Origin of the sequence: Anaerococcus senegalensis JC48 (assembly GCF_000321005.1) — a bacterium.
Lineage (GTDB): Bacteria > Bacillota > Clostridia > Tissierellales > Peptoniphilaceae > Anaerococcus > Anaerococcus senegalensis.
The window spans coordinates 1264307-1277589 of the sequence record NZ_HE578907.1; the positions used below are offsets into that span (position 1 = coordinate 1264307).

16 protein-coding genes are annotated in these 13283 nt (G+C 29.0%); 6 read left to right on the plus strand and 10 right to left on the minus strand.

The window, feature by feature from the left end; genetic code table 11:
* Positions 1 to 23: 23 nt before the first annotated feature.
* Positions 24 to 398, minus strand: a complete 375-nt coding sequence (locus ASHG_RS06060; RefSeq protein ID WP_040398206.1) for a hypothetical protein — start codon at positions 396 to 398, stop codon at positions 24 to 26.
* Between the two features lie 667 nt (positions 399 to 1065).
* Between ASHG_RS06060 and ASHG_RS06065 the strand changes: the two genes are divergently transcribed.
* Both ASHG_RS06065 and ASHG_RS06070 read left to right on the plus strand, forming a co-directional pair.
* A complete protein-coding gene (locus ASHG_RS06065; protein ID WP_040398208.1) occupies positions 1066 to 1587 on the plus strand; it encodes a sigma-70 family RNA polymerase sigma factor in 522 nt (173 codons plus the stop codon).
* Positions 1588 to 1666: 79 nt separating this feature from the next.
* A complete protein-coding gene (locus ASHG_RS06070; RefSeq protein ID WP_040398209.1) occupies positions 1667 to 2143 on the plus strand; it encodes a hypothetical protein in 477 nt (158 codons plus the stop codon).
* Between the two features lie 53 nt (positions 2144 to 2196).
* Here ASHG_RS06070 and nagB read toward each other — a convergent pair whose 3' ends face one another.
* The 4 genes from nagB to rbr all read right to left on the minus strand — a co-directional run bounded on the left by nagB (position 2197) and on the right by rbr (position 5400).
* A complete protein-coding gene (gene nagB, locus ASHG_RS06075; RefSeq protein WP_040398210.1) occupies positions 2197 to 2919 on the minus strand; it encodes a glucosamine-6-phosphate deaminase in 723 nt (240 codons plus the stop codon).
* Between the two features lie 74 nt (positions 2920 to 2993).
* Positions 2994 to 4349: a PFL family protein gene (locus tag ASHG_RS06080; RefSeq protein WP_040398211.1), complete on the minus strand. Its 1356-nt coding sequence runs from the start codon at positions 4347 to 4349 to the stop codon at positions 2994 to 2996.
* A gap of 2 nt (positions 4350 to 4351) precedes the next feature.
* A complete protein-coding gene (locus tag ASHG_RS06085) occupies positions 4352 to 4621 on the minus strand; it encodes an ACT domain-containing protein (RefSeq protein WP_040398213.1) in 270 nt (89 codons plus the stop codon).
* A gap of 185 nt (positions 4622 to 4806) precedes the next feature.
* Entirely contained in the window at positions 4807 to 5400 is a 594-nt protein-coding gene (gene rbr, locus ASHG_RS06090; protein ID WP_040398215.1) for a rubrerythrin, read from the minus strand.
* Positions 5401 to 5695: 295 nt separating this feature from the next.
* On the opposite strand from rbr, the gene ASHG_RS06095 reads away from it, so the two are divergent.
* Entirely contained in the window at positions 5696 to 6970 is a 1275-nt protein-coding gene (locus ASHG_RS06095) for a glucose-6-phosphate isomerase (RefSeq protein ID WP_040398217.1), read from the plus strand.
* 57 nt (positions 6971 to 7027) lie between these two features.
* Here ASHG_RS06095 and ASHG_RS06100 read toward each other — a convergent pair whose 3' ends face one another.
* Complete coding sequence (locus tag ASHG_RS06100; protein WP_040398218.1) at positions 7028 to 7678, minus strand: hypothetical protein; 651 nt, start codon at positions 7676 to 7678, stop codon at positions 7028 to 7030.
* Positions 7679 to 7739: 61 nt separating this feature from the next.
* Between ASHG_RS06100 and ASHG_RS06105 the strand changes: the two genes are divergently transcribed.
* The 3 genes from ASHG_RS06105 to ASHG_RS06115 all read left to right on the plus strand — a co-directional run bounded on the left by ASHG_RS06105 (position 7740) and on the right by ASHG_RS06115 (position 10710).
* Positions 7740 to 8609 (plus strand): hypothetical protein, encoded by an 870-nt coding sequence (locus tag ASHG_RS06105; RefSeq protein ID WP_040398219.1) that lies wholly within the window; start codon positions 7740 to 7742, stop codon positions 8607 to 8609.
* Positions 8610 to 9011: 402 nt separating this feature from the next.
* Positions 9012 to 9818, plus strand: a complete 807-nt coding sequence (locus ASHG_RS08910) for a substrate-binding domain-containing protein (RefSeq protein ID WP_244264259.1) — start codon at positions 9012 to 9014, stop codon at positions 9816 to 9818.
* A gap of 88 nt (positions 9819 to 9906) precedes the next feature.
* Complete coding sequence (locus ASHG_RS06115; protein WP_040398221.1) at positions 9907 to 10710, plus strand: alpha/beta hydrolase; 804 nt, start codon at positions 9907 to 9909, stop codon at positions 10708 to 10710.
* Positions 10711 to 10779: 69 nt separating this feature from the next.
* Here the strand turns inward: ASHG_RS06115 and ASHG_RS09140 are convergent, their stop codons facing one another.
* The 4 genes from ASHG_RS09140 to ASHG_RS06125 all read right to left on the minus strand — a co-directional run bounded on the left by ASHG_RS09140 (position 10780) and on the right by ASHG_RS06125 (position 13198).
* Entirely contained in the window at positions 10780 to 11349 is a 570-nt protein-coding gene (locus tag ASHG_RS09140; RefSeq protein WP_084689287.1) for an IS3 family transposase, read from the minus strand.
* A complete protein-coding gene (locus ASHG_RS09380) occupies positions 11322 to 11522 on the minus strand; it encodes a hypothetical protein (RefSeq protein WP_244264260.1) in 201 nt (66 codons plus the stop codon). Before ASHG_RS09380 ends, ASHG_RS09140 begins: the two co-directional genes overlap by 28 nt.
* A gap of 70 nt (positions 11523 to 11592) precedes the next feature.
* A complete protein-coding gene (locus ASHG_RS09385; protein ID WP_244264261.1) occupies positions 11593 to 11751 on the minus strand; it encodes a hypothetical protein in 159 nt (52 codons plus the stop codon).
* An 88-nt stretch (positions 11752 to 11839) separates the two neighbouring features.
* On the minus strand, positions 11840 to 13198 hold the full coding sequence (locus ASHG_RS06125; protein WP_040398222.1) for an MATE family efflux transporter: 1359 nt from the start codon (positions 13196 to 13198) through the stop codon (positions 11840 to 11842).
* Positions 13199 to 13283: the final 85 nt, after the last annotated feature.

The following is a 13283-nucleotide window of genomic DNA, read 5'->3' on the forward strand; positions in this document are numbered from 1 at the left end:
AGTATCCTCGTAAAAACAGCACTTTACAGTACTACTGTGTCTAAATCTTCCAAATAATTAGCATAGTCCTCTATACTATAAAACATTTCAAAAACGTACTCTTCACTTTTAGGCTTTCTAAAACTCATAGCCCAATCGCTTACAAATTTTATATCTCCGCTATGCCAGTCATTGTAAAAAACTATTTCTTTAGCTTTCTCATATAATTCTCCCACATATTTGTCTGTATATTCGTCCCAACTTTCATCTACATACTTATTAAAAAGAGCTTTATCATCATCTTCGGTCAAACCTTCTTTTTTTAGTCTTTCTCTAGATACACCGCAAATTTCATTCCACTTACCAAAGTATTTTCTGTCTAAAACTTGATATCTACAATACCAATGAAGATCTTTCACTATATCATCTAGACTATATTTCAGATTATTTTTTTTGAATGCATATTCTGTATTTTATATTGGTTTTTTATGAGATCTCTCGACTACTAAAATCAGTTTATATTATAAACTTTTCCGTGCTTATAAAAACTCATTTACTACGTAAATTCTACCGTGCTCTCGCACTAGTTTTCAAGGATTTATAACCGAAATCAACGGTTATAAATCTGCACTTATTTTTAGGGATAATTATGCCAAATCAAGGCATAATTATCAGCTCGAGATGGGTTATAGATTTGCTTTGTTTTTTACTAAAGTTTATATCTGTTTAATTGGCTTATTTTATATTCCATCTTTTGTTTACTAATTTTAAATTTTAATATATAGAAATTTATATCAATTCGAAGTTAGTAAGTACATTGATAAATTACCCATCTCGAGCTTGTTGAGAGATCTCTTTTTTTATATTTAGATTGTAATTTATTTTTTTCTTTGAAATATCTCCAATTATTTTTAATTTTTATTCTATTTTGTCTTAAATTCCTTTTATTTTATTTTTTACATTGGCAAAGTTCATTTAGCCTTATTTTTTCCTTTTTATTGGCTTTTATCCAATTAAACTTTTTTTACAAATTTTACTAGAATTATGGTGTCGACAAATACAAGCGATCGCAGTTAGGAAAATTTTATGAAAATATGTGTTGAAAATTTAAATGCGATTATAGAAAAATATGAGCCACTTTTAATTTCTATGAGTGCTAGGTTTCCTGTTTTTGATAGGAATGAGGCTTATATTATGGCAAGGGATATGGTTTTTGAAATTGTAAAAGATTTTGATCCTGATAAGGGAAAGTTTGGTGGATATTTAAAATATAGACTCTATTTTTATTTTTTAAACGAATGTAAAAAACAAAGAGTTGATTCTTTGAATAGTTTTGATAAAAATGGTGTGGAAATTATTGAAAAAATTGAAGATGATTTTTGTCTAGAGGATAATTTTATCAAAAACGTAGAAATTGAAGAGCTTTTTAAGTCCTTAAAGATTTTGAAAAAACAAGAGAGGGAAATTTTGTATCTTAAATATGATAAAAATCTTCCTCATAAGGAAATTGCAAGGCTTTTGAATCTTTCTGTTAAGTCTATCACAAATTATCATTATAATATTATTAGAAAACTTAGAAAATATTTTATTGATAATGATTTGTTTTAGACTTTTATTGACTTATTATTCTTTTTATTATACACTTAATGTCTAGAGAAGTCTTTCTTCTTTAAAGAAAGGAGGATTTATGGACAGAATTGTTGCAATCCTTCCAACTGAAATCAAAGGAATTGGTATTGGTTGTGAAGTTTATACTGAGAAAAAAGTTTTTGTTGATAAAAGAACTTGTTGTCTTTTTTTGAAACATATGGCTGAAAAAAAGTCTATTTCTATTAAACTAATGCATAAAAATATGAAGGAAATTTTGAAGATTTCTAGAAACTTACCTTATTGTATCGATAGCTTTAATGTCTTTTTTCCTTTTAAAATTAGGCAAACAGATAATGATGATTTAAGACGTGGCTTTGTTAATTGTTATTATGTTAAGGATATTCGTAATTGTGAAATCATTCTTAAAAACGAAATGACTATTTCTACTCTTAACAAAGACAGAGCTTTGAAAAATAATTTTAATAATTCTAGCAAAATTATGTACATGAAATTTGCAAGAGATTTGTCTAAGATGAGAAGGTCTATGGATTTTATCGATGATATTGCCTTGTAATTTTTAGAATTTAAAAGGACTATTTCAATTAATTTTGAAATAGTCCTTATTTTTTAATCTTCTAAGGCTTCTTTATCTACGAATAAGTAGCAATTTGGGTGAAGTAATAAAAATGATGCTGGAAAATCTGTTGAAATTTTATCTGTATTGATTAATTTTTTTACTACATCTTTTTTATTTTTACCACTTGCTATTACAATTAATGTCTTTGCATTAAAGGCATCTGACATTCCCATTGATATAGCATATTTTGGAACATCATCTTTTGATTCAAAAAATCTTGAATTTGCTTTTATTGTTTCTTCTGTAAGTTTTACTATTGATGTTCTTCTATTTAAAAATTCTCCAGGTTCATTAAAAGCAACATGACCATTTGGTCCAAGACCTAAAACTTGAATATCTCTTGTACCAAAATCATCTAATAATTCATTATATTCTTCTGTATATTTTTCATCATTGCTATCAGCTTTTGGTAGATGAGTATTTTCTTTTTTTATATTTACATGGTCAAATAAATTATCATTCATGAAATATTGGTAGGATTGTTCGTTTTGTGGATCAATTCCTACATATTCATCTAAATTTATTGTTTTTGCCCAATGAAAAGAAATTTCTCCTTCTTTTTGAGCTTTTACTAAATTTTTATATAAACCTATTGGTGATGAACCTGTTGCAAGTCCAAGTTTTGCTTGAGGTTTTTCTTGCAAAATGCTAATAAAAAGGTCGGCTGCTTTTTTTGATAATTCTTCATATGAATCTGATTTTATAACTTTCATTTTTTCTCCTTATTCTTTATTTTTAATTTTCTTTTCACATTTACCTTACTAGTATTATTTTATCTATAAAGATTTTAGTTTTTAAATGAATGTACAGGAGAAGGAATTCTACCTCCTCTATTTACAAATTTTTCTGCACTTGAGTCTCTTATTTTCATTATTGGTGCATAGCCCAAAAGTCCACCAAATTCTGCAAATTCTCCTTCTTTTTTTCCAATAACTGGAATAACTCTTACAGCTGTAGTTTTTTGATTTATTACACCTATTGCTGCCTCATCCAAAATCATAGCTGAAATTGTAGATGCTGGAGTATCTCCTGCAATTGCAATCATATCTAGCCCAACTGAGCAAACTGAAGTCATAGCTTCAAGTTTATCAAAAGTTAAATGGCCAGCCTCTGCAGCTTTTATCATGGCTTCGTCTTCGCTTACTGGAATAAAAGCTCCAGAAAGTCCACCAACAGATGATGATGCCATAAGTCCACCTTTTTTAACTGCATCATTTAACAAAGCAAGGGCAGCAGTTGTTCCATGACCTCCTACATGATCTATTCCAATTTCTTCCAAAATTCTACCAACGCTGTCTCCTATTGCAGGTGTTGGAGCAAGAGATAAATCTAGTATTCCAAATTCCTTTCCAAGTCTTTTTGCTACATCACGACCTATCAAATCTCCCATTCTTGTGATTTTAAAGGCAGTTTTTTTGATTGTTTCGTAAACTTCGTTGATTGGCTTTCCCTTATCTTTTTCAATTGCTGATTTTACAACTCCAGGGCCAGAAACTCCTACGTTTATAACTGTTTCTCCTTCGCCTACCCCAAGAAAAGATCCAGCCATAAAAGGATTATCTTCAACAGCATTTGCAAAGGCTACAAATTTTGCACAGCCCAAAGAATCTTGGTCTTTGGTTAATTCTGCCAATTCTTTAATTTTTTCACCCAAAAGTTTTACAGCATCAAGATTGATTCCTGATCTTGTTGAACCTACATTTACAGATGAACAAACAAAATCTGTAGTAGAAAGAGCATGAGGAATTGAATTTATCAAAATCTCATCAGATTTTGTCATAGACTTATGAACAAGGGCAGAAAAACCACCAATAAAATCAACCCCAACTTCCTTTGCAACCTTATCCAAAACTTCTGCGAAAGGTGTGTAATCATCAATATGAGAACTTGCTGCGACTAGAGAAATTGGTGTAACAGAAATCCTATTATTAATTATAGGAACACCATAAATTTCTTGGACATGTTTTGTAGTTTTGATGAAATTTTCAGTTTCTTTCATCATCTTGTCATAAATTTTTTGACAAGATTTTTTGTAATCACTATCTGCACAATCAAGAAGAGAAATTCCCATAGTTATTGTTCTAATATCAAGGTGTTCTTGATCGAGCATTTTTATAGTTTCAATAATTTGTTTGGTATCCATAATTAAATCCTTGCCATTTTATCAAAAAGATCTTCGTTTTGAAGTCTAAGCTCAAGACCAATTTCTTTACCCAAATTTGTCATTTCTTCCTTAATTTTTTCGAAAGATTCATTAGCATTTTCCATATCTACATTAATAATACCTACAAAATTTTTCTCCATAATAGTTTGGTTGAAATCCAAAATATTAATGTTGAATTTGTAAAGTAATTCGCTGACCTTATAAACTATTCCTGGTTTATCGTTTCCAATAATTGTCAAAATTGCTTTCATAATTACTCCTTTATTATCTTACACATATTTTAGCACATTAGATAAGAATTTTAAATTCATTTATTATTTTGAAAGTAATTTCAAATTTAAATTTATATAAAAAAAATCCTGCAATTAAGCAGGAATTTTTTGAAAGATTCTAATTTTTATTTTTTTTATTGTTCGTATCTATTTAAATTTACTTATTAATAGTTAAAGTTTGCAACTTCGAAGAAATCTTGTGGATGTTTACAAGCTGGGCAAATCTTTGGAGCTTTTTTACCTTCGTAAAGGTATCCACAGTTTAGGCATTTCCAAGTAATTTTTTCTTCTTTTTCAAATACTTTGCCATTTTCGATATTGTCATGTAATTTTTGATATCTATCTCTGTGACCAGCTTCTACATGAGCAATGTGTTCCCAACTTCTTGCGATTTCTTCAAATCCTTCTTCTCTTGCAACTTTTGCAAATGATGGATACATATCTTCAGCTTCTTCATTTTCTCCACCGATTGCACCTTCAAGGTTTGTTAATGTATCGTGGAAAACAACTGGGAATGCTGTATAATCTGGATTTAATTCAATTGCATCTAATTTGAATTCTTCTTTTAAATATTTGTAGAATTGTTTAGCGTGAACTTGTTCGTTTCTTGCTGTTTCTTCAAATATTTGTTGAATTTGAACGTATCCTTCTTTTTTAGCAATTTTTGCAGCAATTGTATATCTCATTGTTGCTTGAGATTCACCTGCAAAAGATGTAATTAAATTGCTAGCTGTTTTTGTACCTTTTAATTCTGGCATATGTAAATCCTTTCTATTAATAAAATTATGTAAGTGTTACGTCTTTACATTTATTAGTATATCTTATTTATTTTATTTGTCAAGAATGATTCTAAAGTTTTAATCATTCTAAATGATGATTTTTATTATCATTATCATTTGAGAAAACATTTTTAAATTTTCTTAAAAATTAAATCTATTATTAATTAAATATATAAAATATTTTTTTAAAATTTTTATTTAATTTATCGATTTATCAAAATAAATTTTTCATATTTTTTTATAATGGGTATAATTTAACAAAGGAGGATTTGTAATGAAAATTGATTTTAATAATGTTGACTTATCAAATCTCAATTCTTATAAAGAAAAAAGTCTTGAAGCTTTTTCTTCTTTGATGAACAAAGATGGGGAAGGTAACGACTTTTTAGGTTGGATTGATAGGGCTAATAACCTAGATATGGAAGAATATGAAAGAATTAAAAAAGCTAGCAAAAAAATCCAAGGAAATTCAGATTGTTTGGTAACTATCGGTATAGGTGGTTCTTATCTTGGTACTAAGGCAGTCGATTACGCTATGAAAGGATATTTTTCAAAATCTGATAAGACTGAATTAATTTATGCAGGTCATCAAATTTCTGGGGAATATTTATATGAACTTCTTGATTATCTAAAGGAGAAAGAATTTTCTATTAATGTAATTTCTAAATCAGGTACTACAACTGAGCCTGCTATTGCCTTTAGATTTGTTAAGGAACTTTTGGAAGAAAAATATGGAAAAGAAGAAGCTAAGGAAAGAATATTTGTTACAACTGATAGACAAAAGGGTGCTTTAAAAGATTTGGCTGATAAGGAAGGCTATGAAACTTTTGTAGTTCCTGATGATATTGGAGGAAGATTTTCTGTAATTTCTGCAGTTGGTCTTTTACCTTTATGTGCAGCTGGAATTGATATCGACAAATTCGTAGCTGGATTTAGAAAAGGAATTGAAAATTTCACTAAAGACTCTTTTGAAGAAAACAAGGCTATCCAATATGCAGCTATCAGAAATATGCTACACGAAGACGGAAAAGATATTGAAGTTTTGGTAAATTATGAACCAAAATTAAAATATGTTTCTGAATGGTGGAAACAATTATTTGCTGAAAGTGAAGGAAAAGATGGAAAGGGAATTTTCCCAGTTTCTGTAAATAATACTACAGATCTTCACTCTGTTGGACAAATGATCCAAGATGGTAAGAGAAATTTATTTGAAACTGTAATTAAAGTTCAAAAAGCTGATAAAGATTTAACTATAAAAGAAGATAGTGAAAATCTTGATGGTTTGAATTATCTTGCAGGACGCGATATGAGTTTTGTCAATGAAAAAGCAATGGAGGGAACAATAATTGCCCACGTTAAAGGTCAAGTTCCAAATATTTTATTGACAATCGACGATGTATCTAGCGAAAATTTGGGTGAATTATTCTATTTCTTTGAAATAGTTGTTGGTGTTAGTGGATATATGTTAGGAGTAAATCCATTTAACCAACCAGGAGTTGAAGAATATAAAACTCAAATGTTTAAATTACTTGGCAAACCAGGATATTAAAATTAAATAAAATAAAATAATGTGTTTTACAAAAAATGAGGCTGTATTTTTACAGCCTCATCTTTCATCTTCAGAATATTTCAAAGCTCCACCCAAAATTCCATCGACAAAATCTCGAGATTCATAAATCTTGTAATAAGAAAATTTCTTATCCATAAGAAGTTTTGCCCTTTTTGTTTTTTTATCTTGTTTTTCATCAGCTAATTCTTTTACAAAAGTCTTGTGAAGCTTATCTTTTTTCAAACTATCAAAGACATCTATATAGCAAACATTACTAACTTCAACATCAACTTCAAGTCCATCCTTTGTCTTTTTCTTATCCTTTACTTCTACTTTTAAATTTTTAAAATTCGCCTTCAAAAATTCTTCTTGTTCCTTTTTATTTAAAGAATAAGATTTTTTAAGTACATCTTCAACCTTCACTAGCTTATCAAAATACTTATTTTCTCTTTCATAATCTAATTCTTTTATAGCATCAACAGCCTTATTTATAGATCTTTGAGGAGTATTAATAAGTTTTTGATAAATAAATATAGGAGATAAAAGAATGAGAACAAAAACTATAAGGCTAATAATTCTTCTTTGCCTATATTTTTTTCTTCTTAATTCTATTCTTTTATTTCTAGAAGTCCTAACAGACTTCTGTGATCTTTTTTTATTTGTTTGACTTTTTTCGGCAAAAGCCTCACTTCTTTTTTTTCTTGGCATAATTTCCCCTGAATAATTTTCTTTTAGACTGATATTATTATATAATCAAAGTGGTGATACTATGAAAAAACAAAAATTAATAATAGCAGACCTTATAGCAATTATTTTTACACTAATTACAATATATTTACCCTTATTTACAAATAAAATAACGTTTTTGCCAATATATCTTACATATATATTTGCATACTTTGCAGTAATATTTTCAAATCAAAAGGATAAAAAAGTCTTGAATTTTTTTATACCACTCATTACACTTAGTCTTATAATTATTTTATTAAATAAAGTAGATATTTACAACATAAACATAATAAAAAAGAATTTAATAAATATAATAAGTCAAAATTATAAGCTAATTGTATACATTTTTGCCTTATATTTTGTAGAAAGAATTTCTACAAAAATATTTGGATCATATTTTACCATGGGTGTGGGAATAATATCCTTATCAATATTTTTAGTAATATTCAATACAAAATATCTAGACACAATTGAAAAATATAAAGATTATTTTTTCTATATATTTGTATATTTCTCCTTTGCAAGAATTTATCCCGCCAAGAAAATAAACAAGTATTTATATATAATAATAATCCTCTTATTTTTCGTAGAAATACTGGTAATAGATAAGTATAAAATCTTTATAGGTTTTCACATTTCTCTATTGCTAATAATTTATTTAATTTTAAAATCAAATGTCTATGAGATAAATTTTGAAAAATATTTTTTAAGCGGATTAATCTACCTATTTCCTCTTGTAAAAATTCTCCTAGATAATTTCCTAAAACTGAGCACTCCATTGCTTCTTATAGCAACAGGACTAATAGTTTTCTTCCTATCTATAATTTTTTACCAAATAAAACTAGGATTTTTTGATTATATGTTTTTGGGTATTCATAAGAAAAAAAATAAAGGTGGTGTTGCAGAATAGTTAAATCTATTCTGCTCATCATCTTTTTTATTGTATATCTATATCAAGCTATTAGATTCTATAAAGTTTTTTAAGATGATAATAAATTTTTCCACATTTTCCTTAAAAATAGGCTCAATTAATAGAGCTTACGAAATTAATATTTTTTTCTTAAGCGGCTTTGTATTTTATGATTTCTAAGTTCTTATTTTCTATTTTTGATGCTAATTTGTTTAAGTTTATTGCCATTGACAATAGGAATATTTTACTTATTATATTTTTTTCCTCTATGATGGAATCTAGGGTTATTAATAAGTCAAAAATGTTAGTGATAAGGCGAGAAATATTATTGAAAAAATAATTGAAGAATCAGGCTATAAGCCTAATAGGATAGCAAGGAGTCTTGCCAAAAATACTACCCAGATGATTGGTATAATGGTCCCTGACATTAGAGGGTATTTTGAAAGCCAATCAGCCTATGAGCTTGAAAAAAAGCTTAATGAGTTTGATTATACTACACTTCTTTGTGTTACAACTGGCACCTATGAAAAAAAGGTCTCCTACCTTGATGTCCTGGTTGAAAGCAAGGTTGATGCAATTATTTGTGTGGGTTCTACCTATGAAGAAAAAAGATTTTACGAAAATCTAAAAAATATGTCGGTTCTTATTCCCATGGCGCTTTTAAATGTTAAAACAACTTACGAAAACGAAAAAATTGTAAACGTCTATATAGATGAAATTGAGGCTATAGATCAGACTGTCAAGCTTTTTAAGGATAATTCTTACAAGAAACCCCTCTATGTGTCTTTGGATACTGATTACATGTCTAGGTACTATATTGCCAAGAAATCAGGTTTTGTTGAGGCTCTTTATAAGTATTATAACGATGCGAATTTTGTTGAATTTAAAGTAAAAGACCCAGAGGAAGACCTCTTGAAATTAATCGATTTTCTAAGGAAAAACCCAGAATTTGACTCAATCCAATTTGAGTTAGATAAGCTTTTTGTAAATGCCTATAAACTTATGGCAAATGAAGGAATAAAAATCCCTGAAGACCTTGGCATTATAGGTTTTGACAATATCCATGCAACAGACTTTACCAACCAAGCCATAACTTCCATAGATCAGAGAATTTCCGACCAGGTTGATTTTGCTATAGATAACCTTCTAAAGATTTTAAATGATGAAAAGGCAGAAACAAATATTGTTTTAGAAGCAAAATTAATTTAAAAGGAAAGCGCTTTTAGGGGTATTAATATATAAGAAGCTTTTGTTTAGGAAAGCAAATATTCGATATGGAAAAATTGGAGGAATAATCATGACAAATTTTATTGAATCTTTTGATGGCACAGCTTTATTTTACAACAAGGAAGAAGCAAAAAATGCCAAGGCTGCAGTTGTTATTGTCCATGGATTGGCAGAATATTCTGGTAGGTACGATTATGTGGCTGAGAAATTTCACAATGCAGGTTTTTCGACCTATAGGTTTGACCACAGGGGCCACGGCAAGTCTGAAGGCGAGAGGGGATATTACAAGGACTACGAAGACATGCTAGAAGATGTAAATGTAGTTGTAGATAAGGCTATAGAAGAAAATCCTGATAAGCCAGTATTCTTGCTAGGCCATTCTATGGGTGGTTTTGCAGTAAGCCTTTACGGGGCAAAGTATAGGGATAAAAACCTTGTTGGAGTCATAACTTCTGGGGGTCTTACCCACGATAATAATAAGTTGACTGAAATGGTAGGTCCTGACCTTGACCCACACACAGAACTTCCAAACGAGCTTGGCGACGGAGTTTGCTCTGTAAAAGAAGTTGTAGAAGCCTATGTTGCTGACCCATTAAACCTTAAAAAATACCAAGTCGGTCTTTTATATGCACTAAAAGACGGAATAGCTTGGTTTAAGGAAAATGAAAAAGACTTTTCTTACCCAGTTTTAATCCTCCACGGCAGGGACGACGCTCTAGTTAACTTTAAAGATTCTTTTGACTTTTTTGAAAACAATTCATCTAAAGATTGCCAAATTAAAATCTATAAGGGTCTTTGCCATGAAATCATGAATGAATATGCCAAAGACGAAGTAATTGGCGATATCATTGCTTGGATAGATAATAGGCTATAAGCAAAAAATTAACATTAAAAACGCTAGGGGAAATTGATATGTACCCATAAAACTGGACACAATATTTAATTAATTAGTTGTAGTGGATGCTAACCTATATCTTGTAGGTGGCATCCATTTTGTTTTCTCCTGAATTCTTTCGTTATTGTAATAATAGATATATTTTTCTATTGCTTCCGAAAATTCTTCAAAAGAGCTATAGCTCTTTTCATAACCATAATAAACTTCATTCTTTAATCTTCCAAAAAAAGTTTCCATAATTGAGTTATCATAACAATTACCTTTTCCTGACATTGATTGGATAATACCATGTTTGTTGAGCTCATTTATATAATGTTTATGTTGGTATTGCCAACCTTGATCTGAATGTAATATTAACTTATTTAGTTTTGGAAATTTGTTAAATGCTTTCATTAGCATATTAGATATTTGCTTTAAATTAGGACTTAAGGATAAGTCATATGAGATTATCTCATTTGTATACATATCAAGTATTGGTGAAATGTAGCATTTACCCCATGGAAAGTTACATTGAGATACATCAGTGCTCCATTTTTGAAAAGGTCTATTTGCCTTAAAGTTTCTGTCTATTAGATTATCAGCTATTTTTCCTACTTTTCCTTTGAGTTTTTTGACAATCGCTGCTTTTTCGCCTTGAGTTGCGCAGCGTAATTGTTTTCTCTCAAGGCGATTTCTTTTTTTATTATTTCGTTTTCAGCCTTTATATATTCATTTTCTGCTCTAAGTCTTATGAATTCTTCTCTTTCAGATTCATTAAGTTTTTTTGCTTTATGGATATTTGTTTTTTTCATGGTTACATTCTTAGCTTTACGACCTTTCTTTTTGTTTACAAGACAATTATATCCATAAATTTTGTAATTGTTAACCCATGAATAAAGTTGTCCACTTGATATTATTTCCATGTTTTAAAATTTCTGGACCATGAAGTTGTTCTAATTTAAACCATTTTCTGATTGTATCATGAAATATTTTTTCTTTAACTCCTTCAGGTGTATCTGCCCATTTTCCTTCTCTGTACAACTGTACGCATTCTTTTTTAAATTTATAACTATATTTTATAAAAATACCCTCCTTACCGGTTTGTCGAGTAAAGAGGGTACATATCAGTTTACATTACCTTTTCAATTTTTTCTTTGTAATCTTTTCTCAAGAAATATACACAATAAATTCCAGCTAAAAATTCTGCTATTATGAATGAATACCAAATTTTATCAATATCTCCAGTTTTTTGTCCTATAAAATACATTAAAGGAAGTAAAATTATAAATTGTCTTAAAAACGGCTCAAATAAAGCAATTCCTGCACTTGATAGGGATTGGAAAATTGAGGCGCAAACTATAGAAAATCCTACTGGTAAATAAGAAATTGAAATTATCCTAATCATTGGAATACCAATTTCTTTCATTTTTGGTGTAGCAGAGAACAAGTCTAATATTTGTTCTGGGAATGTAATAAAAATTATCATACCAAAAATAATCATCAAAGTTGACCATGTTATGGATAATTTGATAGATTTTTTTATTCTTTCTTTTTTTCTAGCCCCATAATTATATGAAATTATTGGAACCATGGCATTAGATATACCAAGAATTGGCATAAATTCAAAGCTTTGTAGCTTAAACATTACTCCATAAGATGCAATGGCAGATTGACCAAAGCCTCTAAGAATTGTATTTATAAAAAATACTGCAAATGATGTAATAGCATTCATAAGGGCTGCTGGAAGTCCTATTGAAAATATTTCTTTAAATATCAAATGAGACATGGAAAAATTCTTAAATGAAAATTTTATTTCTTTATTTTTGATTAAATTAAGACTAAGTCCTACTAAAGCTCCTGTAACTTGTCCTATTACGGTTGCAACTGCTGCTCCTTTTACCTCAAGTCTTGGAAATCCAAAAAGTCCAAAGATAAAAATTGGATCTAAAATTATATTAATAATTGCTCCAACGCCTTGGGTAATCATGGTATAAAAGGTAAGTCCTGTTGATTGGAGAAGTTTTTCAAAAAGAATTTGGAAAAATACCCCAAAAGAAAATAAACAAACTACATGAAGATAGTCATTGCCGTAGGCTAAAATCTTAGAATCGTTAGTTTGCATTTTTATAAAGTATTCTACAAAAAATATAGCAATAATAACAAATATTAAAGATAAAATACCAGCCAAAATAAGACCATGAACTGCCACACTATTTGCCTTTTTTTGATTTTTCATACCCAAATATCTTGATAGAAGGGCCGATACACCAACTGAAATTCCCACACCAAAAGCTATGATTACATTTTGAATTGGAAAAGAAATAGCTACAGCTGTGAGTGCTTTTTCTGATAATCTAGCAACAAAAATAGAATCTACAATATTATAAATAGCTTGAACAAGCATAGAAATAATAATAGGAAGACTCATTTCAAACAACAATTTTCCTTCAGGCATAGACCCAAGTTTTTCTGATTTTACTTCTGCCATCTAAACTCCTTTCTTAATTTAAAACAGAAAAATAACGGCATTAGCCGCTATTTTAAATTTATTATTTACTTAATTATTTTAATTC

What these genes read in the sequence shown, in the direction of transcription:
- ASHG_RS06125 (WP_040398222.1), bottom strand. Translation starts at nt 13,198, where the DNA reads ATGGCAGAAGTAAAATCAGAAAAACTTGGGTCTATGCCTGAAGGAAAA.
- ASHG_RS08910 (WP_244264259.1), top strand. Translation starts at nt 9,012, where the DNA reads ATGATTGGTATAATGGTCCCTGACATTAGAGGGTATTTTGAAAGCCAA.
- ASHG_RS06115 (WP_040398221.1), top strand. Translation starts at nt 9,907, where the DNA reads ATGACAAATTTTATTGAATCTTTTGATGGCACAGCTTTATTTTACAAC.
- ASHG_RS06105 (WP_040398219.1), top strand. Translation starts at nt 7,740, where the DNA reads ATGAAAAAACAAAAATTAATAATAGCAGACCTTATAGCAATTATTTTT.
- ASHG_RS06100 (WP_040398218.1), bottom strand. Translation starts at nt 7,678, where the DNA reads ATGCCAAGAAAAAAAAGAAGTGAGGCTTTTGCCGAAAAAAGTCAAACA.
- ASHG_RS09380 (WP_244264260.1), bottom strand. Translation starts at nt 11,522, where the DNA reads ATGAAAAAAACAAATATCCATAAAGCAAAAAAACTTAATGAATCTGAA.
- ASHG_RS06095 (WP_040398217.1), top strand. Translation starts at nt 5,696, where the DNA reads ATGAAAATTGATTTTAATAATGTTGACTTATCAAATCTCAATTCTTAT.
- rbr (WP_040398215.1), bottom strand. Translation starts at nt 5,400, where the DNA reads ATGCCAGAATTAAAAGGTACAAAAACAGCTAGCAATTTAATTACATCT.
- ASHG_RS06070 (WP_040398209.1), top strand. Translation starts at nt 1,667, where the DNA reads ATGGACAGAATTGTTGCAATCCTTCCAACTGAAATCAAAGGAATTGGT.
- nagB (WP_040398210.1), bottom strand. Translation starts at nt 2,919, where the DNA reads ATGAAAGTTATAAAATCAGATTCATATGAAGAATTATCAAAAAAAGCA.
- ASHG_RS06065 (WP_040398208.1), top strand. Translation starts at nt 1,066, where the DNA reads ATGAAAATATGTGTTGAAAATTTAAATGCGATTATAGAAAAATATGAG.
- ASHG_RS06080 (WP_040398211.1), bottom strand. Translation starts at nt 4,349, where the DNA reads ATGGATACCAAACAAATTATTGAAACTATAAAAATGCTCGATCAAGAA.
- ASHG_RS06085 (WP_040398213.1), bottom strand. Translation starts at nt 4,621, where the DNA reads ATGAAAGCAATTTTGACAATTATTGGAAACGATAAACCAGGAATAGTT.